15 protein-coding genes and 2 rRNA genes are annotated in these 23,399 nt (G+C 56.1%); 11 read left to right on the top strand and 6 right to left on the bottom strand.

Translation table 11 applies throughout. The features are described 5' to 3' along the window. Window positions 1–98 precede the first annotated feature (98 nt). The 4 genes from ACVWZ0_RS21315 to birA all read left to right on the top strand — a co-directional run bounded on the left by ACVWZ0_RS21315 (window position 99) and on the right by birA (window position 5,647). Window positions 99–3,005, top strand: a 23S ribosomal RNA gene (locus ACVWZ0_RS21315). A 105-nt stretch (window positions 3,006–3,110) separates the two neighbouring features. Continuing rightward, window positions 3,111–3,226: ribosomal RNA gene (gene rrf, locus ACVWZ0_RS21310) — 5S ribosomal RNA — on the top strand. 421 nt (window positions 3,227–3,647) lie between these two features. Then, window positions 3,648–4,685, top strand: coding sequence for a UDP-N-acetylmuramate dehydrogenase (gene murB, locus ACVWZ0_RS21305; RefSeq protein ID WP_253457323.1), 1,038 nt, complete (start codon window positions 3,648–3,650; stop codon window positions 4,683–4,685). After that, window positions 4,682–5,647 carry a bifunctional biotin--[acetyl-CoA-carboxylase] ligase/biotin operon repressor BirA gene (birA, locus tag ACVWZ0_RS21300; RefSeq protein WP_253457326.1) on the top strand — a complete coding sequence of 322 codons (966 nt, stop codon included), beginning with the start codon at window positions 4,682–4,684 and terminating at the stop codon, window positions 5,645–5,647. The genes murB and birA overlap by 4 nt, the downstream gene beginning before the upstream one ends. A 39-nt stretch (window positions 5,648–5,686) precedes the next feature. Here the strand turns inward: birA and ACVWZ0_RS21295 are convergent, their stop codons facing one another. Further along, complete coding sequence (locus ACVWZ0_RS21295) at window positions 5,687–6,508, bottom strand: alpha/beta fold hydrolase (protein WP_253457329.1); 822 nt, start codon at window positions 6,506–6,508, stop codon at window positions 5,687–5,689. 298 nt (window positions 6,509–6,806) lie between these two features. On the opposite strand from ACVWZ0_RS21295, the gene ACVWZ0_RS21290 reads away from it, so the two are divergent. Further along, a complete protein-coding gene (locus ACVWZ0_RS21290; protein WP_301289648.1) occupies window positions 6,807–8,981 on the top strand; it encodes a TonB-dependent siderophore receptor in 2,175 nt (724 codons plus the stop codon). Between the two features lie 294 nt (window positions 8,982–9,275). Further along, window positions 9,276–11,366, top strand: coding sequence for a hypothetical protein (locus tag ACVWZ0_RS21285; RefSeq protein WP_253457331.1), 2,091 nt, complete (start codon window positions 9,276–9,278; stop codon window positions 11,364–11,366). A gap of 42 nt (window positions 11,367–11,408) precedes the next feature. Here ACVWZ0_RS21285 and gorA read toward each other — a convergent pair whose 3' ends face one another. Continuing rightward, window positions 11,409–12,761: a glutathione-disulfide reductase gene (gorA, locus tag ACVWZ0_RS21280; protein WP_253457335.1), complete on the bottom strand. Its 1,353-nt coding sequence runs from the start codon at window positions 12,759–12,761 to the stop codon at window positions 11,409–11,411. 177 nt (window positions 12,762–12,938) lie between these two features. On the opposite strand from gorA, the gene rnz reads away from it, so the two are divergent. Then, window positions 12,939–13,853, top strand: a complete 915-nt coding sequence (gene rnz / locus ACVWZ0_RS21275; RefSeq protein ID WP_253457337.1) for a ribonuclease Z — start codon at window positions 12,939–12,941, stop codon at window positions 13,851–13,853. A 38-nt stretch (window positions 13,854–13,891) separates the two neighbouring features. Here rnz and ACVWZ0_RS21270 read toward each other — a convergent pair whose 3' ends face one another. Both ACVWZ0_RS21270 and ACVWZ0_RS21265 read right to left on the bottom strand, forming a co-directional pair. Continuing rightward, on the bottom strand, window positions 13,892–14,734 hold the full coding sequence (locus ACVWZ0_RS21270) for a 23S rRNA (adenine(2030)-N(6))-methyltransferase RlmJ (protein WP_253457340.1): 843 nt from the start codon (window positions 14,732–14,734) through the stop codon (window positions 13,892–13,894). A 91-nt stretch (window positions 14,735–14,825) separates the two neighbouring features. Further along, window positions 14,826–15,650: a CPBP family intramembrane glutamic endopeptidase gene (locus tag ACVWZ0_RS21265; RefSeq protein WP_253457343.1), complete on the bottom strand. Its 825-nt coding sequence runs from the start codon at window positions 15,648–15,650 to the stop codon at window positions 14,826–14,828. A 181-nt stretch (window positions 15,651–15,831) separates the two neighbouring features. Between ACVWZ0_RS21265 and prlC the strand changes: the two genes are divergently transcribed. Together prlC and rsmJ are read left to right on the top strand one after the other, a co-directional pair. Further along, on the top strand, window positions 15,832–17,880 hold the full coding sequence (gene prlC, locus ACVWZ0_RS21260; protein ID WP_253457346.1) for an oligopeptidase A: 2,049 nt from the start codon (window positions 15,832–15,834) through the stop codon (window positions 17,878–17,880). Beyond that, entirely contained in the window at window positions 17,877–18,635 is a 759-nt protein-coding gene (gene rsmJ, locus ACVWZ0_RS21255; protein WP_253457348.1) for a 16S rRNA (guanine(1516)-N(2))-methyltransferase RsmJ, read from the top strand. The genes prlC and rsmJ overlap by 4 nt, the downstream gene beginning before the upstream one ends. Before the next feature lie 63 nt (window positions 18,636–18,698). Here rsmJ and uspA read toward each other — a convergent pair whose 3' ends face one another. Further along, complete coding sequence (gene uspA / locus ACVWZ0_RS21250) at window positions 18,699–19,136, bottom strand: universal stress protein UspA (protein WP_125289982.1); 438 nt, start codon at window positions 19,134–19,136, stop codon at window positions 18,699–18,701. A 375-nt stretch (window positions 19,137–19,511) separates the two neighbouring features. Between uspA and uspB the strand changes: the two genes are divergently transcribed. Continuing rightward, complete coding sequence (gene uspB, locus ACVWZ0_RS21245; protein ID WP_125289981.1) at window positions 19,512–19,847, top strand: universal stress protein UspB; 336 nt, start codon at window positions 19,512–19,514, stop codon at window positions 19,845–19,847. Window positions 19,848–19,900: 53 nt separating this feature from the next. Here the strand turns inward: uspB and pitA are convergent, their stop codons facing one another. Next, complete coding sequence (gene pitA, locus ACVWZ0_RS21240) at window positions 19,901–21,403, bottom strand: inorganic phosphate transporter PitA (RefSeq protein WP_253457351.1); 1,503 nt, start codon at window positions 21,401–21,403, stop codon at window positions 19,901–19,903. 243 nt (window positions 21,404–21,646) lie between these two features. Between pitA and ACVWZ0_RS21235 the strand changes: the two genes are divergently transcribed. Beyond that, window positions 21,647–22,828 carry a BaiN/RdsA family NAD(P)/FAD-dependent oxidoreductase gene (locus ACVWZ0_RS21235; protein ID WP_253457354.1) on the top strand — a complete coding sequence of 394 codons (1,182 nt, stop codon included), beginning with the start codon at window positions 21,647–21,649 and terminating at the stop codon, window positions 22,826–22,828. Window positions 22,829–23,399 lie beyond the last annotated feature (571 nt).

Raw genomic sequence — 23,399 nt, 5'->3', positions numbered from 1 at the left:
TTTTCATTCTCCGTAATAAGAATGAAATTAACGATATGTTCGAGTCTCTCAAATGCTTGCAGCTGACAACCGTCTTTCGGGACGCTTGTGGGTTGTGAGGTTAAGTGACTAAGCGTACACGGTGGATGCCCTGGCAGTCAGAGGCGATGAAGGGCGTGCTAATCTGCGATAAGCGTCGGTAAGGTGATATGAACCGCAATAACCGACGATACCCGAATGGGGAAACCCGGTGCACTTGTGCATCATTGCAGCATGAATACATAGTGCTGCAAGGCGAACCTGGGGAACTGAAACATCTAAGTACCCAGAGGAAAAGAAATCAACCGAGATTCCCCCAGTAGCGGCGAGCGAACGGGGAACAGCCCGGAACCATCATCAGTTTGTGTGTCAGTGGAAGCGTCTGGAAAGTCGCAGGGTACAGGGTGATACTCCCGTACACAAAGGCATGCTTATTGTGGGTTCGAAGAGTAGGGCGGGACACGTGATATCCTGTCTGAAGATGGGGGGACCATCCTCCAAGGCTAAATACTCCTGACTGACCGATAGTGAACCAGTACCGTGAGGGAAAGGCGAAAAGAACCCCGGCGAGGGGAGTGAAACAGAACCTGAAACCGTGTACGTACAAGCAGTGGGAGCCTTCTTTATGGGGGTGACTGCGTACCTTTTGTATAATGGGTCAGCGACTTATATTCTGTAGCAAGGTTAACCGTATAGGGGAGCCGCAGGGAAACCGAGTCTTAACTGGGCGTTAAGTTGCAGGGTATAGACCCGAAACCCGGTGATCTAGCCATGGGCAGGTTGAAGGTTGGGTAACACTAACTGGAGGACCGAACCGACTAATGTTGAAAAATTAGCGGATGACCTGTGGCTGGGGGTGAAAGGCCAATCAAACCGGGAGATAGCTGGTTCTCCCCGAAAGCTATTTAGGTAGCGCCTCGTGAACTCATCTTCGGGGGTAGAGCACTGTTTCGGCTAGGGGGCCATCCCGGCTTACCAACCCGATGCAAACTGCGAATACCGAAGAATGTTATCACGGGAGACACACGGCGGGTGCTAACGTCCGTCGTGAAGAGGGAAACAACCCAGACCGCCAGCTAAGGTCCCAAAGTCATGGTTAAGTGGGAAACGATGTGGGAAGGCACAGACAGCCAGGATGTTGGCTTAGAAGCAGCCATCATTTAAAGAAAGCGTAATAGCTCACTGGTCGAGTCGGCCTGCGCGGAAGATGTAACGGGGCTAAACCATGCACCGAAGCTGCGGCAGCGACGCGAATGCGTTGTTGGGTAGGGGAGCGTTCTGTAAGCCGTCGAAGGTGGACTGTGAGGTCTGCTGGAGGTATCAGAAGTGCGAATGCTGACATAAGTAACGATAAAGCGGGTGAAAAGCCCGCTCGCCGGAAGACCAAGGGTTCCTGTCCAACGTTAATCGGGGCAGGGTGAGTCGACCCCTAAGGCGAGGCCGAAAGGCGTAGTCGATGGGAAACAGGTTAATATTCCTGTACTCGGTGTTACTGCGAAGGGGGGACGGAGAAGGCTATGTTGGCCGGGCGACGGTTGTCCCGGTTTAAGCGTGTAGGCTTGTGTTCCAGGCAAATCCGGAACACTTCAAGGCTGAGGCGTGACGACGAGGCACTACGGTGCTGAAGCAACAGATGCCCTGCTTCCAGGAAAAGCCTCTAAGCTCCAGGTAACACGGAATCGTACCCCAAACCGACACAGGTGGTCAGGTAGAGAATACCAAGGCGCTTGAGAGAACTCGGGTGAAGGAACTAGGCAAAATGGTGCCGTAACTTCGGGAGAAGGCACGCTGGCGCGTAGGTGGAGGGACTTGCTCCCCGAGCCGAGGCCAGTCGAAGATACCAGCTGGCTGCAACTGTTTATTAAAAACACAGCACTGTGCAAACACGAAAGTGGACGTATACGGTGTGACGCCTGCCCGGTGCCGGAAGGTTAATTGATGGGGTTATCCGCAAGGAGAAGCTCTTGATCGAAGCCCCGGTAAACGGCGGCCGTAACTATAACGGTCCTAAGGTAGCGAAATTCCTTGTCGGGTAAGTTCCGACCTGCACGAATGGCGTAATGATGGCCAGGCTGTCTCCACCCGAGACTCAGTGAAATTGAAATCGCTGTGAAGATGCAGTGTACCCGCGGCAAGACGGAAAGACCCCGTGAACCTTTACTACAGCTTGACACTGAACACTGGTCCTTGATGTGCAGGATAGGTGGGAGGCTTCGAAGCGTGGACGCCAGTCCGCGTGGAGCCGTCCTTGAAATACCACCCTTTAATGGCTGGTGTTCTAACGTGGCCCCGTAATCCGGGGTGCGGACAGTGTCTGGTGGGTAGTTTGACTGGGGCGGTCTCCTCCCAAAGAGTAACGGAGGAGCACGAAGGTCAGCTAATCACGGTCGGACATCGTGAGGTTAGTGCAATGGCATAAGCTGGCTTGACTGCGAGAGTGACGGCTCGAGCAGGTGCGAAAGCAGGTCATAGTGATCCGGTGGTTCTGTATGGAAGGGCCATCGCTCAACGGATAAAAGGTACTCCGGGGATAACAGGCTGATACCGCCCAAGAGTTCATATCGACGGCGGTGTTTGGCACCTCGATGTCGGCTCATCACATCCTGGGGCTGAAGTAGGTCCCAAGGGTACGGCTGTTCGCCGTTTAAAGTGGTACGCGAGCTGGGTTTAGAACGTCGTGAGACAGTTCGGTCCCTATCTGCCGTGGGCGCTGGAGAATTGAGAGGGGTTGCTCCTAGTACGAGAGGACCGGAGTGAACGCACCGCTGGTGTTCGGGTTGTCATGCCAATGGCACTGCCCGGTAGCTAAGTGCGGAAAAGATAAGCGCTGAAAGCATCTAAGCGCGAAACTTGCCTCGAGATGAGTTCTCCCTGTGGCTTTAAGCCACCTGAAGGGACGTTGAAGACGACGACGTTGATAGGCCGGGTGTGTAAGCGCAGCGATGCGTTGAGCTAACCGGTACTAATGACCCGTGAGGCTTAACCTTACAACACCAGAAGCGTTCTGGTAAGCGTTATGAGAGACGCAACATTTTCAGCCTGTTCACGGATAAACCCGCGCGGCCTCAGGGCGGCGGGGGAAACAGAATTTGCCTGGCGGCTTTAGCGCGGTGGTCCCACCTGACCCCATGCCGAACTCAGAAGTGAAACGCCGTAGCGCCGATGGTAGTGTGGGGCCTCCCCATGCGAGAGTAGGGAACTGCCAGGCATCAAATTGCAACAGCCCCGACCTCACGGTCGGGGTTTTTTGCGTTTGTGGGCCGGGAAAACCTGGATATCGATCGTAAATACTCAGGCTAACAGAAGGACAGACGTAATCACCCGAGCCAAACGCGTATAAAAGATGCATAAAAGCCCGCCTCGTCCCACTGCCATCAGATTTCAGCCCGCCACCAGGCTTGCTATTCAGCTTTTGACTGTCTTAAACGCCGCTCAACGCTTTTTTTTGCTGCAAAAATATGCGAAAGTAGAGCCAAAAAAGCTTTTTTCCGTCATTATTTTTTCTGCGTGCGCAGCAGTTTTTTGAGCCTGCCCAGACTGGCGTAAGCGCCATTTCGCAGTAAATCCTTCCACGCTTCCACTCTGAAATCGGGTAAACTACGGGCAGATAAATTTGTTAAGGCCGTCTCATGTCCAGCCAGCAGCACTCTTTACAACCTTTCAATACATTTAATCTTGATGTCTCTGCACAAAATATCGTTATTGCTACCACGGCAGAAGCGTTAAGCGCCGCCTGGCAGGAAAGCCAGCGCCAGCAGCGACCGGCACTGTTAATAGGCGAAGGCAGCAATATCCTGTTTTTAAAGGACTTTAACGGTACCGCCATCGTCAATCGTATCAAAGGCATAACGGTAAAAGAGAGCGCGGAAGCCTGGCATCTGCATGTAGGCGCCGGAGAAAACTGGCATCAGCTGGTTCAGTACACGCTGGAAAATGCGCTGCCAGGGCTGGAAAACATGGCGATGATCCCCGGCTGTACGGGATCGGCACCTATTCAGAATATCGGCGCCTATGGCGTCGAGTTAAAAAACGTCTGCGAGTATGTCGATATTCTGCATCTGTCTGATGGTCAGGTCAGCCGCCTTTCTGCGCAGGACTGCCAGTTCGGCTACCGTGACAGTATCTTCAAACACCAATATCAATGCGGCTACGCCATTATCGCCGTAGGTCTGATCCTGCAAAAGCAGTGGTCACCTGTCATCACCTACGGCGATTTAAGCAGGCTTTCTTCAGCTACGGTCACGCCACAGCAGATTTTCGACTCGGTATGTGCGATGCGCAGCAGCAAGCTGCCCAATCCTGCCGAAACGGGCAATGCCGGCAGTTTTTTTAAAAATCCGGTGATCGCTGCGGAACAGGCGGCCGCTATTGCGGCAGACTGGCCGGATATGCCGCGCTATCCGCAGGCTGACGGCAGCGTAAAGCTGGCTGCGGGCTGGCTGATCGATCGCTGCGATCTTAAAGGCTATACGGTAGGTGGCGCGGCGGTTCATCAGCATCAGGCGCTGGTCTTGATCAATAAGGATCGGGCAACCAGTGACGATATTGTGGCGCTGGCGCATGAAGTTCGTCAGCGTGTCGGACAGAAATTCAACGTATGGCTCGAACCCGAAGTGCGCTTTATCGGCGCAGAAGGCGAGCAGGATGCCGTCGGAGTCATTGCATGAAAGATCAAACCGTTCCGTTAAAACTTGTCGCCATTCTGGCCGACGGCGAATTTCATTCCGGCGAACAGCTGGGCGAGCGGCTGGGCATGAGCCGTGCCGCCATTAACAAACATATTCAGACGCTCAAAGAGTGGGGCATTGATGTTTTTACCGTAACCGGTAAGGGCTATAGCCTGTCAGGCCCGATCCAGCTGCTGAATGAAGAAACAATCCTCTCACAGCTGGATCAGGGCGGCCTGGCGGTGATCCCGGTGATCGATTCCACCAATCAGTATTTGCTGGACAGAATGGCTACGCTGCAATCCGGCGATGCCTGCGTGGCGGAATATCAGCAGGCGGGTCGCGGTCGTCGTGGGCGTCAGTGGTTTTCTCCCTTCGGCTCCAACCTTTATCTCTCTATGTACTGGCGGCTGGAGCAAGGCCCGCTGGCTGCGATGGGGTTAAGTCTGGTTATCGGCATTGTGACGGCGGAAGTCTTACAGGCGCTGGGCGCAAGCGATGTCAGGGTAAAATGGCCAAACGATCTTTACCTGAACGATCGTAAACTCGCCGGCATTCTTGTGGAATTAACGGGAAAAGCGGGCGATGCGGCGAATATCGTGATCGGCACAGGCATAAACCTGGCGATGCGCTCGCCGGACGCCAGCGTAGTTAATCAGGCGTGGATTAACCTGGAGGAAGCGGGTGTCACCATAGACAGAAACAAGCTGGCTGCCAGCCTGGTCAATAATATGCGCGGATCCCTTCAGCTTTTTGAGCGTGAAGGCCTGGCACCTTTTATTGAGCGCTGGAGTAAGCTGGATAATTTCCTGAACCGGCCGGTGAAACTGCTGATAGGCGACCGCGAGATACCGGGCATCGCCAGAGGCATCGATCAGCAGGGCGGTTTGATCCTGGAGCAGGATGGCATACGCAAATCCTGGGTTGGCGGCGAAATCTCTTTGCGTCCACAGGATAAATAAAAAGGGGCCGTAGCCCCTTATCGTCCTCTCGTGAAAGCGTTAACGGGCTTGCAGGAAAGCCAGCAGATCCTCGTTAAGTTGCTGCTGATGCGTAACGGCGAAGCCATGCGGCGCGCCGTCGTAAATTTTTAGCTGCGCGCCCGTGATGGTTTCGGCGGCCAGCTTGCCGGTTGCCTCAATAGGCACGACCTGGTCGCTGCTGCCGTGAATAACCAGCGTCGGCACGTCGATCTTCTTCACGTCCGGGCGGAAATCGGTTTCTGAGAAAGCGGTCACGCAGTCGATAGTGCCTTTCAGCGAAGCCAGCAGCGCGATATTCAGCGTCTGCGTTTTTAAGCCTTCCGATACCGTCATTCCCTTGTTGAGGCCGTAAAAGGGCGTGGCGAAATCGCTGATAAACTGCGCGCGATCCTTACGTAATCCTGCCTTGATATCGTCAAAAACAGATTTGTCCACGCCTTCCGGATGGTCATCGGTTTTGATAAAAATCGGCGTAACCGCACCCAGCAGCGCCAGGGCGCTAACACGTTCGGTGCCATAGCGGCCAATATAGCGGGTCACGTCGCCGCCGCCCATCGAGAAGCCGACCAGCGTGATATCGTGCAGATCGAGATGTTCGATTAGGTCATTAATATCGGATGCGAAAGTGTCATAGTTATACCCTTCCCATGGCTGATCGGAACGGCCAAAACCACGACGGTCGAAGGCAATAACGCGGTAGCCGCGTTCGGCCAGAAAATTCATCTGGCTGTCCCACATATCGGCATCCAGCGGCCAGCCGTGACTGAACAGAACCGGCTTACCCTTGCCCCAGTCTTTGTAATAAATCTGCGTACCATCCTGCGTCCTGAACGTGCTCATGCGTGTTTCCTCAGCTTATGGTTGGGTTGACTCGTTAACCTTAGCCTCAATTACGCCAGAAAGAGAAAGCAAAATATTTAACAAGCGATGAAATAATGATGGAGATCCGCCTGGCTTAGATAACGCGTAGTCTGACTACTGCTGCTGGCAGTGACGCCCCTGCCATCAAAACCTGTTTTACCCGCTGCTTTGCAAGGAAAAGTAAATTGTGAAGTTCATCCTTTATTATTCAAAAGAGAATAGTTATCGTTATCATGCGCATTTACTAAATCATGATGAATAATCAGGGATATGATTAATGGTTGACACAAAGAGTTTTAAAATCAAGCCGTTGGCGATGGTTATCGCCTGCTTTGCAAGCGGCCCGGCCTGGACGGCTGAAACAGAAGCAGTCAAAGATGACGAGGCGGAAATGGTGGTGACCCGCTCTGCTGAAGAGCAGCTAAAACAGCAGCCGGGCGTTTCTGTCATTACTGCGGAAGATATTGCCAAAGAGCCGCCCGTTAACGATCTTTCCGACATTATCCGCAAGATGCCCGGCGTAAACCTGACCGGCAACAGCGCCACAGGCAGCCGCGGTAACAATCGACAAATCGATATTCGCGGCATGGGGCCGGAAAACACGCTGATCCTGATTGACGGCATACCGACGAGGTCGCGCAATTCTGTGCGCTACAGCTGGCGTGGGGAACGCGATACGCGCGGCGACAGCAACTGGGTGCCGGCAGAGATGGTCGAGCGTATAGAAGTACTGCGCGGGCCAGCGGCGGCGCGCTACGGCTCCGGCGCGGCGGGCGGCGTGATCAATATCATCACCAAACGCCCCACCAACGACTGGCACGGTTCACTGTCGCTGTTTACCAGCCAGCCGGAAAACGACAAGGAAGGCGCCACCAGACGCGCCAACTTCAGCCTGAGCGGCCCGCTGGCGGGCGAAGCGCTGACCGCGCGGCTGTATGGCAATATCAATAAAACCGACGCCGATGCTTACGATATCAATACCGCAGAAAACGGTAGCCACGCGGCGGGTCGGGAAGGGGTACGCAACAAAGATATTAACGCGCAGCTCTCCTGGAAAATGACGCCGACGCAAATTGTCGATTTCGATGTGGGCTACAGCCGCCAGGGCAATATCTATGCGGGCGATACGCAGCACAGCAACGGCAATATCAGCGATCTGGTGCCGACGCTGTACGGCCAGGAAACCAACCGCATGTATCGTCAGACCTATGGCGTTACGCACAATGGCGTCTGGGACTGGGGGCAGTCAAAAGTCGGTTTCTACTACGAGAAAACCAACAATACCCGTCTGCATGAAGGCACGACAGGTCGCGTAGAGGGAATGATCGACAGCGAGACTTATGACACCAGCCGTCTGCAAAATTACCGCACCAGCGGCGAAGCAACTATCCCGCTGGAAAAATGGCTGGAGCAAACGCTGACGCTGGGAGCAGAGTGGAACCGCGAAGTGCTGAACGACCCCGCTTCGATGCGCGCTACCAATGCCAGCGGCGTATCGGGCAGTGGCATCACGGACAACCGCAGCGCTAAAAACAGCGCGGAGATGAGCGCGTTTTATCTGGAAGATAACATTGAGCCGGTCGTCGGCACCAACCTGATCCCCGGTTTACGCGTTGACTATCACAGCAAGTTTGGCGCTAACTACAGCCCCAGCCTCAATGCTTCTCAGGCATTAGGTGAACACTTCAAGCTGAAAGCCGGTATCGCGCGCGTATTTAAAGCGCCTAACCTCTATCAGTCCAGCGAAGGCTATTTGCTAAAAACGCGGGGCAACGGCTGCCCGATCGGGATCGACAGCAAATGTTATTTGATGGGCAACGACGATCTGGATCCGGAAATCAGCATCAATAAAGAGGTTGGTCTGGAGTTTGCTAACGCGGGCTATGCGGCAGGGATTACCTATTTCCGTAATGACTACAAAAATAAAATCGTCTCCGGCACGGATTTTATTGGCATAGCTTCGGATGGTTATCATGTTCTGCGCTGGGAAAACGGCGGCAAGGCGCTGGTGGAAGGACTGGAAGGTAACCTGACTATTCCTTTGATCGAAGAAATGCTGGAATGGCGTACCAATGCGACCTATATGATCACTTCGGAAAATAAAGACACCGGCAATCCGCTGTCGATTATTCCTGAATACACCATTAATACAATGCTGGATTATAAGGTGACCAGCAAGCTTTCTACCAACCTGAACTGGACGTTCTACGGCAAGCAAAAACCTCGTCAATACGCTGAAAGTAATACCGAAAATGGTTCACTTTCCGATAAAGAAGTTGCGCCTTACTCTATCGTGGGCGTTGGCGTGAACTATGCCGTAATAAAGGATGTACAGCTGAAAGCGGGCATCAACAACCTGTTCGACAAGCGTATTTATCGTGAAAACGAAGGGGCTTCGACCTATAACGAGCCTGGCCGCGCCTGGTACGCGGGCGTTACGCTTTCGTTTTAAGCACGGATAAAGCCAGCCCCGGCTGGCTTTTATTTCCCTTCGCCGCTGGTGATTGATCGCGTACGCGGCCGCCACATTCGTTTTTTATTTTGAAATTACCTTTTCCCCTGCAGGTCGTTCCCTGCGTAAATATAAGCGTGCCTATACTCCCTTCAATATCCTCAGAAAAAGGCCCTAATCGCCTTACTACCAACGCAGCGGCAGACTTAACAAGGGGCGTCCACTATGGCCAGGCTAAAAGCATTTATTCGTTCCCATCGCTGGCTAACTTTACTGGCAGGATGCTTCATATTATTGGCCCTGACGCTTATCGTCTGCCGTTTATTTAGCGGCATGGCCGCTGAAAAAGTTTTTCCGGATCTGGCGCAGCCGGAAGAGACGGAAGCGCCTTCCACCTTTACCACCTACCGCGCTTCGCTGGCTACGGAAGCGATTCTGGGCGGCCAGGGCACGGGGCTGAACTGCTCCATCCCGAAACTGATGGAAAAAATTGCTTTCAGTCCTGCGGAAGACGGGTCGGCTATTTCTCTGCGCTTCCGTCAGGCCTGCGTGATGCACGACCTCTGTTACCGCCATGGCTATGCGACCTACGGTTATACCCAGGCGGACTGCGACAGCCAGCTCCAGCAGTCCGCCTATCGTTTATGCCGACAGATCAACCGGCAGGGAAACTCTCAGGATCCGCTGTCGGCGTACGCGGCTTGCGAACACGAGGCGAAAGAAGTGCTGCTGGGCGTAACGCTGGGCGGAGCAGGCTCTTTTCACAGCAGAAGAAGCTCGACCTGGTTTGAGTACGATCCGCAGCCGGCCAGGGCCGACGATTACATTGTAGGACGCGCCGTACCCCAGGAAACCGTCAGCGATCCGGGGCGGGATTTTGGCGTTCGCACCTTCTACTTTCGGCGCAACACCGTGAAAATGCGCGTGCTGGCGACGCCGCCGGAAAGCAGCCGCGTCAGCGCGCTGCCTTTTCCCGGCGTGCTGGTGGTCACGCCGCCGATAGTAACGGACAGGCCCTCAGGTGAAGATGCCGCGCTGCCGCCGCTGGTTTCCCTGGCTCGTAACTCCTATAGCGATACCAGCGTTCACCTGATCCCGTTTGCCATCGCCCGGCAGGAAACGCCGCAGAAGTCGAGCCATGCGCTGAGCTTTCCCGGCTGTGTTCAGGATGCCTGTTCGCAGGATGCCGACGCCTCAATCAATAAGCTGGCCGTTATTGATAACCAGCCGGTGCTGGTTTCGTTGACCCATCGCGGCGTACTGAGCAGCAACAAAACCACGGTAAAAATCGAGCAGAACGCGTTTATGCCGGGCGATGTCAGAAAGCCCATGACCGATTACGCGCTGAACGGCCCGTCAACCTCCGTCCACAATCAGTATCGCTTCCTGTCACACGATATGCTGTTTGAACGGGACGACGTCGGCCATATCACTCATGCGCTGGTTTTTGCTCGCGGCGTAGGGGTTTCGGCAGACGGCAGGCAGTTTATTCGCGATGACAGCGGGGAAGATTACGCCACGCGCGTGGCGGTAGCGCGGCAGAGGCTGGGCAACGGCCACACGGGAGAGATCCAGCGCTTCTTTTTAAATGCCGCAGAGACGGATGAGCCGCTATCGTCGGTTCGGTTGGGTAAAGCGCAGGGCACGGCGCTGCTGGCGCTGGCGTGGTCGGCAGCCGATCTGCGGCGGGTAGAGAGCGGAAAACCGGCAAACCATCCGCCGCTGGTCAAAATCTGGCGGCTGCCGCTAAACGGCGCCAGGCCGGATCCGGTACCGCAGGCGCTCAGCGTGCCCGTACCCGTGCCTAACGGCTACATCAGCCTGCCGCCGATTATGGCCCGCCTGAGCACGCAGGAGGCGCCGCTGATGATCCTGACCCGCGTCGCGCCGGATCGCTGGCAGAATGAGAATACCCGTCCGACAGCGGTTATAACCGATACGCTGGCGATCGATTTCGTGATGACATCGCTGCTTACCGAAGCCGACGGAAAAAACCGTTTTGCCAACAGCTACCAGCTGCGCTGCGAAATTAGCCTGGATAAGCAGCTTCAGTCCCCGGAGGCCAGCTCGCTAAGGCAGCGTGCTTATCGCATCCGCTATGGGCGCTATAACCCGACGCTGGAGGCGCAAAACCCTGCCTGGCAGCTTAACGTCGTTAAATCCGATCTGGCCCGTCGCTGGCGGATGAGCCAGCCGATTGTTTCGGAACGGCAGCTTGCTGGCGGCCCGGTGATGGCGCTGACAATGGTTTTTAACGGGTTTCCGGCCATGTCTTTTCAGGCGTTGTTAAAGGCGGAAAACGGGCAGCTGCGCTATTTGCCTGCGGACACCCTGCCGCGTTTTATCAACAGCTGCTCGTTAAAGGCGCTGGCAAACGGGCAATAAAAAAGGCCAGCGAAGGCCGGCCTTTTTTTATGGGATGCGCCGTTAGCGCATGGTGACAAACTCTTCCGAGCCGGTCGGGTGGATAGCCACGGTATTGTCGAAGTCTTTCTTGGTCGCGCCCATTTTCAGCGCCACCGCGAAGCCCTGCAGCATTTCATCCATGCCGTAGCCAATGCCGTGGATGCCGACGATCTTCTCATCTTTGCCCACGCAAACCAGCTTCATGCGGCACGGCTGGCGGTGCTGCGTTACGGCGGTATACATAGCGGTAAAGGCGGATTTATAGACCTTCACTTCGTCATCGCCATACTGCTCGCGCGCCTGCGGCTCGCTCAGGCCCACGGTGCCGATAGGCGGATGGCTGAAGACCACGGTCGGCACGTTGCTGTAATCCAGATGCTCGTCCGGCTTGTTGTTAAACAGGCGTTCGGAAAGACGACGACCGGCGGCTACGGCTACCGGCGTCAGCTCGACGGCACCGGTGTTGTCGCCCACGGCGTAGATGCCTTTCACGTTGGTGTTCTGATACTTATCAACGTTGATATAGCCTTTCTCGTTCAGCTCAACGCCGGTCACGCCCAGATTCAGGTTGTCGGTAGCGGGTTCACGACCGATGGCCCAGACCAGACAGTCTACGGTCTGCTCTTTGCCGTTTTCCAGCTGCAGCGTCAGGCTGCCGTCAGCGTTTTTAATCACCGCTTTCGGAATCGATTCGGTATGCAGCGTCGGGCCTTCCGCGTTCATCACTTCCACCAGCGTATCCACAATCAGCGGATCGAAGGTACGCAGCGGCGCGTGTTTACGCACGAACAGGTGAGTTTCAGAGCCTAACGCGTTAACCACGCCTGCGATTTCAACGGCGATATAGCCAGCGCCGACCACGGCAGTGCGTTTTGGCAGCGCGTCCAGGTCAAAGAAACCGTCAGAATCGATACCGTATTCCGCACCCGGAATAGACGGATGGACTGGACGGCCGCCGGTCGCGATCAGAATATGATCCGCCGTGATCTTCTCACCGTTCACTTCCACCGTATGGGCGTCGACAAAACGAGCGAACCCTTTGATGACGTCTACGTTATTTTTGCCCAGCACGTTATCGTACGAGGTATGAATACGGTCGATATAGGCGCTACGGTTCTTAACCAGCGTCGCCCAGTCAAAGCTGTTGACGGTGGTATTAAAGCCGTAGTCAGGGCCATACTGATGAATCGCTTCGGCGATCTGCGCGGCGTGCCACATCACTTTTTTCGGCACGCAGCCGACGTTCACGCAGGTGCCGCCAAGGTCTTTCGCCTCGATCAGCGCGCATTTTTGTCCATACATGGCCGCACGATTAATGGAAGCGATGCCGCCGCTGCCGCCGCCGATAGCAAGGTAGTCATAATGTCTGGTCATCGAAAGAGTTCCATAAGGGTCGAATTAATTGGCACTAGTGTAACGCCTGACGGCCAAATGCCGCAAAGTTTGCGTCTATGATTGTGATAGGGCGGGCGCGTCAGAAGCGCGGATAAACGGCATAAAGCGTGACGTAAATCGCTATTTTGGATTTAAAAACCGGCAAAGAGAGACGGAATGGAACTGCTTTTTTTAGGTACCGGCGCGGGGACGCCAAGCCGCCAGCGCAACGTTACCAGCATCGCTTTAAATTTACAGGGCGTACGCAGCGGCAGCTGGCTGTTTGACTGCGGCGAAGGAACGCAGCATCAGATCCTGCGCAGCGCGGTCAAGCCCGGCAAACTGGAAAAGATTTTTATCACTCACCTGCACGGCGATCATATTTTCGGCCTGCCTGGTCTGCTGACCAGCCGCTCGATGAACGGCATCAGCGAGGGGATCACGCTCTACGGGCCGCCAGGCATCAAAACCTTTGTGGAGATGTCCCTCAGCCTGAGCGGCTCGTGGCTGACTTTTCCGCTGGAGATTGTGGAAATCGGCGCCGGAGAGCTTTTCAGCGACGAGCATTTCCGCGTCACGGCCTTTCCGCTGACGCATCCGGTGGAGTGCTACGGCTTTCGCATCGAAGAACATGACAGGCCCGGCACGCTGGACGCGGAACGGCTGCTGGCGGACGGCATCAAGCCCGGACGGCTGTTCCAACAGCTCAAGCTGGGCAAAACGGTCACGATGGAGGATGGGCGCGTAGTGGACGGCAGCCGCTATCTTGGCCCGGCGATCAAAGGGCGGACGCTGGCGATTTTCGGCGACACGGCGCCCACGGCGGCGGCAAGCGCGCTGGCGGCTGAGGCTGACGTCGTGGTGCATGAAGCGACGCTGGAAGCCGCCATGGAGGAGAAAGCCAACGGTCGCGGCCATTCGTCAACGGTGCAGGCGGCCACCATGGCAAAGGACGCGCGGGCGAAAAAGCTGATTATTACCCATCTCAGCTCGCGCTATCTGCGTGAGGATGCGGAACGACTGCTGGCGGAGTGTCGGGCAATTTTTCCGGCTACCGACATGGCGCACGATTTTGCGCTGTTTCCGCTATAGCTAACGCGGTCGGGCAGCGCCCGACCGGCAGGCCGGGCTTATTCCGGTACGATCCAGCTGACTTTGGTATGACCGGTGCCCGTTGGCACCAGCTGCTTATGCAGCCACGGCAGCACGTTTTTCATCTGCTGCTCCAGCTTCCACGGCGGGTTAATCACGATCATGCCCGATGCGGTCATGCCACGGCGATCGCTGTCCGGCAGTACCGCCAGTTCGATTTGCAGAATGCGGCGAATGCCCGTCGCTTCCAGCTCGGCAAACATACGTTTGATCTGCTGGCGCAGTACCACCGGATACCACAGGGCGAACACGCCGGTGCCGAAGCGCTTGTGGCCTTCCTGAATGCTTTTCACTACCGCCTGGTAATCCGTTTTGATTTCGTAAGGCGGATCGATCAGCACCAGACCGCGACGCGACGGCGGCGGCAGTTTGGATTTCAGCTGCTGGTAGCCGTCCGCTTTTTCCGTCCGCGCGCGCTCGTCTTTCTGAAACTCATTGCGCAGCAGCGGATAGTCGCTGGGATGCAGCTCGGTCAGGTTCAGCTTGTCGTAAGGGCGCAGCAGATGGCGCGCAATCAATGGCGAGCCGGGATAAAAACGCAGCCTGCCGTTAGGATTAAGCGCTTTCACACAGGAAAGGTAGCTTTCCAGCTCTTCCGGCACGTCGTCCTGCTGCCAGATACGGGCAATCCCTTCCAGATACTCTCCGGTCCGTTCGGCATGTTCGCTGCCCAGCTGATAGCGTCCGGCGCCCGCGTGAGTATCGAGATAGAGGTAGGGTTTATCCTTCTCGTTAAGCGCGTTAATGATCAGGCTCTGAACGGTATGTTTGAGAACGTCGGCGTGGTTGCCGGCGTGAAAACTGTGGCGATAACTCAGCATGTCGTGGGATTTGTCCGGTGGGAAAAAAGCAAGTGTGCCGCACGAGCGGCACGATTCCTGCCCAGTATAACCGTCTGGCGGAAAAAATGCGCTATCCGGGCTGATGCAGCCAGAAGGGATAGGTAAAAAACAGCAGCTGCAACAGATTAAAAGCAAAATGCACCAGCGTGGAAACCCAGACGCGTCCGCTCCACAGCCAGGCCAGGCCGTAAATCACGCCGGTCAGCGCGGCAAAAAAGACCAGCATCGGCCCGCCTGGGTAATGTACCAGGCCGAACAGCACGGCCGTAATCAGCAGCGCCCACACGTTGCCGAGCCGCTGGCTCAGGCGCTGCTGCACGTAGCCGCGAAACAGCGCTTCTTCGGCCAGCGAAACAAAAAACAGGTTAGCCAGCATAAAAGCGCCGAGCCAGGCCGGCTGATGCAGCTCCACTCGCAGGCCGCCAGCCAGCGTGGCGATCAGCAGCAGCGTGGGCATAGAGAGCAGCAAAACCAGCCACCACAGCCGGTTAGCGGGCGGCGCGGCCGGACGTTTCAGCAGCGTTGGCAGGCAGCCCAGCAGCACAAAGGGGATCAGCGCCTTGTCAAAGTTGTAATAGAAGGTAAAAGGCGCGCTCTCTGGCCCAACCTGCACGCCGGAAACGATGCGCAAATTATTAAAGCCCGGCACAAGATGCAGCATCAGCGCAACCGCACTCAGCAACAGCAAGGCTTCTCCGACCGCGCCCAAAGCGTTTCGCGCCTGCTGCCTGTAACAAAAAAAGGCGACGGCGCCCATTGCCGCCAGCGCGCCGAGCGCCGGTAGCTGCACGGTATGATTGCTGACGCCCACGATCAGCGAGACAGCCAGCAGGCCCAGCGAAACGCGGCGGTAAAAAGGCAGAAAGAACAACGATGCGGCAAGGCAGTACCACATAAAGACGCTCCCTGTGAGTCAACAGAATAAATTGCGGAAAAAGTATGCTCCCGCTGCGCTTTGCAGGCAATTGCCTTTTTTAAGCCCGCCGGTGCCCCATTGATTTTCGCTACACTTAACCTCATGTTAGCTTAATCGCGCGCGGCAACGCGCCCCATACATCGATAACAAGGACTGCGCTATGACCAATCCGTTGCTGACTTCTTTTACGCTTCCGCCTTTTTCCGCTATTAAGCCAGAACACGTGGTGCCAGCCGTAACGACCGCGCTGGAAGAGTGCCGTGCGGCGGTGGAAAAGGCTGTCGCCCAGGGCGCGCCTTATACCTGGGATAACCTGGTGCAGCCGCTGTCTGAAGCCGACGATCGCCTGAGCCGCCTATTCTCGCCGGTCAGCCATCTGAACTCGGTCAAAAACAGCCCGGAGCTGCGTCAGGCCTATGAGCAAACGCTGCCGCTGCTGTCGGAATACAGCACCTGGGTGGGTCAGCACGAAGGCCTGTACCAGGCTTACCGCAACCTGAAAGAAAACAGCTTTGACGCGCTGAGCGCACCGCAGAAAAAAGCGGTAGATAACGCGCTGCGCGATTTCGAGCTGTCCGGCATCGGCCTGTCGAAAGAGAAGCAGAAGCGCTACGGTGAAATCGCCGCTCGCCTGTCCGAGCTTGGTTCGACCTACAGCAACAACGTGCTCGACGCCACAATGGGCTGGAGCAAGCTGATTACCGACGAAAGCGAGCTGGCCGGAATGCCGGAAAGCGCGCTGGCCGCGGCCAAAGCGCAGGCGGAAGCCAAAGAGCAGGAAGGCTGGTTGCTGACGCTGGATATTCCAAGCTATCTGCCGGTGATGACCTACTGCGACAACCAGGCGCTGCGCGAAGAGATGTATCGCGCCTACTCCACCCGCGCCTCCGATCAGGGGCCGAACGCCGGGAAGTGGGATAACAGCGAAGTGATGGCGGAAACGCTGGCGCTGCGTCATGAGCTGGCGCAGCTGCTGGGCTTCTCTTCCTATGCCGAAAAATCCCTTGCGACCAAAATGGCCGAGAACCCGGCGCAGGTCACCGACTTCCTGACCGATCTGGCGAAGCGCGCCCGTCCGCAGGCGGAAAAAGAGCTGGAGCAGCTGCGCGCCTTCGCGAAAAAAGAGCACGGGATCGACGAGCTGAACCCATGGGATCTGACCTACTACGGTGAAAAACAGAAGCAGCACCTGTACGCCATCAGCGACGAGCAGCTGCGTCCTTACTTCCCGGAAGAGCGCGCCGTCAACGGCCTGTTCGAAGTCGTTAAGCGTATCTACGGCATTACCGCTAAAGAGCGTAAAAATGTGGATGTTTACCACCCTGACGTGCGCTTCTTCGATTTGTTCGACGAGAGCGGCGAGCTGCGCGGCAGCTTCTATCTGGATCTTTACGCGCGTGAAAACAAACGCGGCGGCGCGTGGATGGACGATTGCGTCGGCCAGATGCGTCGTGCCGACGGCAGCCTGCAAAAACCGGTCGCCTATCTGACCTGTAACTTCAACCGCCCGCTGAACGGCAAGCCGGCGCTCTTTACCCATGATGAAGTCACCACGCTGTTCCACGAGTTTGGTCACGGCCTGCACCACATGCTGACCCGTATCGACACCCCGGGGGTTTCCGGTATCAGCGGCGTGCCGTGGGATGCGGTAGAGCTGCCAAGCCAGTTTATGGAAAACTGGTGCTGGGAGCCGGAGGCGCTGGCCTTTATTTCCGGCCACTATGAAACCGGCGAGCCGCTGCCTCAGGCGCTGCTGGACAAAATGCTGGCGGCGAAAAACTACCAGGCCGCGCTGTTTATCCTGCGCCAGCTGGAGTTCGGCCTGTTCGACTTCCGCCTGCACGCCGAGTTCGATCCGGCGAAGGGCGCGCAGATCCTGGAGATGCTGAAAGAGATTAAAAAGCTGGTGGCCGTGGTGCCAGCCCCGTCATGGGGCCGCTTCCCGCACGCCTTCAGCCATATTTTCGCTGGCGGCTACGCGGCGGGCTACTACAGCTATCTGTGGGCGGACGTGCTGGCGGCGGATGCCTATTCGCGATTTGAAGAAGAGGGCATTTTCAACCGCGAAACGGGCCAGTCTTTCCTGGACAATATCCTGACGCGCGGGGGTTCCGAAGAGCCGATGGCGCTGTTCAAACGCTTCCGTGGCCGCGAGCCGCAGCTGGACGCGATGCTGGCGCACTACGGCATTCAGGAACCTGCTGAGTGAAGATCTGCCTGATTGACGAAACGGGCGCCGGAGACGGCGCCTTATCTGTTTTGGCCGCACGCTGGCAGTTAGAGCACGACGAAGACGCGCCGATGGCGCTGGTGATGACCGACGCCCGTCTGGAGCTGCGCAAACGCGATGAGCCGAAGCTGGGCGGCATTTTTGTGGACTTTGTCGACGGCGCGATGGCGCATCGGCGTCGCTTTGGCGGCGGGCGCGGCGAAGCCGTCGCGAAAGCGGTCGGCGTCAAGGGCAGCTATCTGCCGGTGGTGACTGACGCCACGGCGGGACTGGGACGAGACGCCTTTGTCCTCGCCTCGCTGGGCTGCCGCGTGCAGATGCTGGAAAGGCATCCCGTGGTCGCTGCACTGCTGGACGACGGCCTGCAGCGCGGCTACCGCAACGCGGAAATCGGCGGCTGGTTACGGGAGCGCCTGACGCTGGTGCACGCTTCCAGCCTGGAGGCGCTGGCAGCGATCGGCGAAAAGCCGGACGTGGTTTATCTCGATCCCATGTATCCGCACCGGCAAAAAAGCGCGCTGGTGAAGAAAGAGATGCGCGTGTTTCAGACGCTGGTAGGCGCGGATGACGATGCCGACGGGCTACTGGAACCGGCGCGACGGCTGGCGAAAAAACGCGTGGTGGTCAAGCGGCCCGACTATGCGCCGCCGCTGGCAGGCGTCGCCACGCAGTCCGCCGTGGTCACCAAAAGCCACCGTTTTGATATCTATCCGCCGCTGAACACCGGGCAGTAGCAGGCAGTAAAAAGCCGCTTCCCCTGAACCAGCGGAAGCGGCTTATCGCACGATAAAGAAACCTTAATCCTCTTCTTCATCGCGCAGCGGCACAATCAGCATATCGATATGCACGGTATTAATCAGCTGGCGGGCCGAGGACATCAGCTTGCTCCAGAAATCCTGATGATGGCCGCAAACCACCAGATCCACATCGTAACGTTTGATGGCGTCCACCAGTACCTGACCCAAATCGCCGCTGCCGCTAAGGGTTTCGGAAATCGGGTAGCCAGCGCTGTTTGAAATATCGGAAAGCGCGGAGTGGGTTTCTTCGGAAATCCTTTTTTGCATATCGCCCAGGTTTACGTCGATCAGGCCGGTATAGAGATCGGAGTAATTAACGTCAACGTGGATCAGCGACACTTTGGCGTCGTAAGGGCGGGCCATAGATACCGCTTTTGCCACCAGCAGTTTACTTTCTGGTGAAAGATCCACGGCAATCAGAATGTGTTTGTAAGACATAATGCTACTCCTTCCATTCGGTGCGGCTGCATACATGCAGGCAGTCTGGCATCATAACACATTGAATTAATGCGATGTGGCAGGGTTCCCCGCGCCTGTCGCGACGCGTTTTTTATCTTTACAGTATAGCGAAAAATGTTAACAAATCCCGGTCAGCGCCTCACCTTTGCGAGCGGGATCAAAATGAATCTGCGCCTCTTTTTATCTCCAGACTCGCGCATGCTGGAAAAAATTTCCTTCCATCTCCTAAACTGAAGAAGAGAATAAAAACGCTGGACGGCAACGTTGCCGTTACCATAGCCCGGTCCTGGGGTTGGCTACACTCTGTTTAAGCATCATGACGGCGGCTGGCAGAGTATCGTCGTGGAGGGGAGCATGATTAGCACGATTGCACTTTTTTGGGCTCTTTGCGTGGTTTGTCTGGTAAATATGGCGCGTTACTTTTCTTCCCTGCGCGCGCTGCTGGTGGTGCTTCGCGGCTGCGATCCTTTGCTTTATCAGTACGTTGACGGCGCGGGCTTTTTTACCTCTCACGGCCAGCCCGGCAAACAGGTGCGGCTGGTACGCTATATCTGGATGCAGCGCTACCGCGACCATCACGACGAAGAATTTATTCGCCGCTGTGAACGGGTACGCGGCCAGTTTCTGCTGACCAGCGCGCTGTGCGGACTGGTTTTTATCAGCCTGATCGGCCTGCTTATCTGGCATTGAGGCATAAAAAAAGGCGGGGAAATTTCCCCGCCCTGAGCTTACTTTTCGCTGGATTACGGCACCAGCTTCAGCGCCAGCCAGTAAAGGCTACCCGACAGCACGATGGATACCGGCAGGGTAAAGACCCAGGCCAGCAGAATGTTTTTAATCGTGCGGCCCTGCACGCCGCCGCCGTCTACCAGCATGGTGCCGGCAACGGAAGAGGAGAGCACGTGGGTCGTTGAAACAGGCATCCCGGTGTAGCTGGCCACACCGATAGAAACCGCCGCAGTCATCTGTGCGGACATCCCCTGAGCGTAGGTCATGCCTTTCTTACCGATCTTCTCGCCGATAGTGGTGGCGACGCGGCGCCAGCCCACCATGGTGCCCAGCGACAGCGCCAGGGCAACGGCGATAATGATCCAGACCGGTGCGTATTCCACGGTATTCAGCATGTCGCCTTTCAGCTTGCCGAGGAAACGCTGATCTTCAGCAGAAACGCTTTTCAGCTTGGCCGTTTTATCGGCGGTATCCGAGATACACATCAGCAGGCGACGCAGCTGGCCACGCTGCTCGACGTTTAACGCGTCGTAGCTTTGCAGGTTATTCAGCAGGCTCTGGGTGCGCTCGATAGCAGGCATCACGCGCGAAACATCGCAGTGAAACTCTTTCGGGCTACCCGGATTCTCTTCCGGCGTCGGCAGCGCAGGCGGCGCCATCTGCACCATCTGCGTCAGCGAATCGCCGTGCTGCCGGTAATACTGCTCCAGATGATTGACCGCATCGCGCGTGCGCGTGATGTCATAGCCGGAGGCGTTCATATTGACGACAAAGCCCGCAGGCGCCACGCCAATCAGCACCAGCATAATCAGGCCAATGCCTTTCTGACCGTCGTTAGCGCCGTGAGAGTAACTCACGCCGATAGCCGAGACGATCAGGGCGATACGGGTCCAGAACGGCGGCTTTTTCTTGCCGTCGATCTTTTCGCGTTCCGCAGGCGTCATATGAATACGGCGGCGCTTTTTATTGCCGCTCCAGCAGCGGCGCAGAATAAACACCATGCCGCCAGCCAGCACCAGGCCGACAATCGGAGAGATAACCAGCGACAGGAAAATGCCGATCATTTTTGGGATGTTCAGCGCATCAACGACCGACGTGCCGGTCAGCAGTGCGTTGGTCAGGCCAATGCCGATAATGGCCCCGATGAGGGTATGGGAGCTGGAAGCAGGCAGGCCGAAATACCAGGTGCCGAGATTCCAGATGATAGCGGCCAGCAGCATGGAAAAGACCATGGCCAGACCGTGAGCCGACCCGACGTTAAGCAGCAGATCGGTGGGTAGCAGATGAACGATGGCATAAGCAACGCTTAGCCCGCCCAGCAGTACGCCAAAGAAGTTAAATACGCCGGCCATGACCACCGCCAGTTGCGATCGCATTGCTCGGGTATAGATAACGGTAGCCACCGCGTTTGCCGTGTCGTGAAAGCCGTTAATGGCTTCGTAGAACAAAACAAAGAGCAGGGCAAGGACGAGTAACAGGCCGGTATGGTAATCAAGACCAGCAAACAGATGTAGCATAAGCGTTACGCCATTTTGGAGGACATGAACGCGGCGCATTATCAGCGAGAAACCGCGCCTGGGGAAAGTGAAATATAGACTTTTTTTGACATTAATGCGTCAGGCGGAGTAAATAGCGGCCCTGAAGCGTATGAAAATCATTCAGTTATAAACGCGGTCGCGCATGACGCTTTTGTGACGCTGGCGGGAAGCGCGCCTTGTCATTACAATCAGCGTTTTTTAAGCAGCAGGCCGGAGAGCAGTGTGGAAAAATTTGACGTTATCATTATCGGTGCGGGTGCGGCTGGCCTGTTTTGCGCCGCCCAGGCAGGGCAGCGAGGCAAGCGCGTGCTGGTGCTGGATAACGGCAAAAAAGCGGGACGCAAAATCCTGATGTCGGGCGGCGGCCGCTGTAATTTCACCAACCTTTATACCGAGCCTGCGGCCTATCTGTCGCATAATCCCCATTTTTGTAAATCTGCGCTGGCGCGTTATACGCAGTGGGATTTTATCGACCTGGTTAATCGGCACGGCATTCAGTGGCATGAAAAAACGCTGGGCCAGCTCTTTTGTGACGACTCCGCTCAGCAAATCGTGGATCTGTTGTTGAAAGAGTGTGAAACCGGCCAGGTGACGCTGCGGCTGCGCAGCGAAGTGCTGAAGGTCACGCGCGACAACGGCTATACGCTGGAGCTGAACGGCAGCGTAGTGCAGGCCGACAGGCTGGTTATCGCTTCCGGCGGGCTTTCCATGCCCGGCCTGGGCGCTTCGCCTTTCGGCTATAAAATTGCCGAACAGTTCGGCCTGAAGGTATTTCCCACGCGGGCGGGACTGGTTCCGTTTACGCTACACAAACCGCTGCTTGAGCAGCTGCAAACGCTTTCCGGCGTCGCCGTGCCTGCCGTAATGACGGCGGAAGACGGCACCGTGTTCAAAGAGGCGCTGCTGTTTACCCATCGCGGGCTTTCCGGCCCGGCGGTGCTCCAGCTTTCCAGCTACTGGCAGCCTGGCGAATTCGTCACCATCAACCTCTCGCCGGAAAGCGATCTCAATGCTTTACTCAGCGAAGAGCGCGAAATCCATCCGAATCAAAGCCTGAAAAATACATTGGCTAAAGTACTGCCTCGCCGGCTGGTGGAATGCCTGCAGCTATTGGGCATGGTGCCGGAATGTACCCTGAAACAGCTGAACGGCCGACAGCAGGCAGAGCTGGCAGAAACGCTGCACGGCTGGCGCGTGCAGCCCAACGGTACGGAAGGTTACCGCACTGCCGAAGTGACGCTGGGCGGCGTCGATACCGACGCGCTCTCGTCAAAAACGATGGAGGCGCGGGACGTGCCGGGCCTCTATTTTATTGGGGAAGTGGTGGATGTTACCGGCTGGCTTGGCGGCTACAATTTCCAGTGGGCCTGGAGTTCCGCCTGGGCATGCGCGCAGGCGTTGTAAATGACCTCCCGGCCAGTCTCTGTTACTCAGGCCGGGCGGCTGTTGCCACAAGCAGCGCAGCCTGATTAACGGACATAGTCGGCCAGAGGGATAGCGGCGCGCGGCTGGCAGCCCCTTTATTCGGCTTAATATCACGCTTACCGCCTGGAAAAAGGGTGATAAATTTTAAAAAATGTAAAACAGCGGGACTGGTTATTTCCCTTTTTACTTTCCTGCTGTCGTCTTTTAAATAACAACACTGTGTTATCAGGTAATGTAATTTTTTCGGGAAAGGCATGCCTTAAACAGACCTGGTCTGCGATACCATAAATAAAATAACGTTGCCGCTCACGCGGCTATATTAAGTCCGTCATTAAGATACTTACTGGAGTTTTCACTCCATAACAAGCATGCCTTTTTAGGTTAATTTCCATTGTTTCCTGTTGCAGTATTGAGTAACACTTCTGATTATATAAAATATTTTTTTAAAAAAAAGCCTTCTTGCTGTTAATAGGATCAACTAATATAACCCCATGGATGACCGGATCTGCTGGCATTATGGCGCAGGAAGCATTGCTATATTTCCATTTTT

This window comes from Erwinia sp. TECH1 (assembly GCF_054057575.1).
This window is presented reverse-complemented; position numbering and strand designations above follow the sequence as displayed.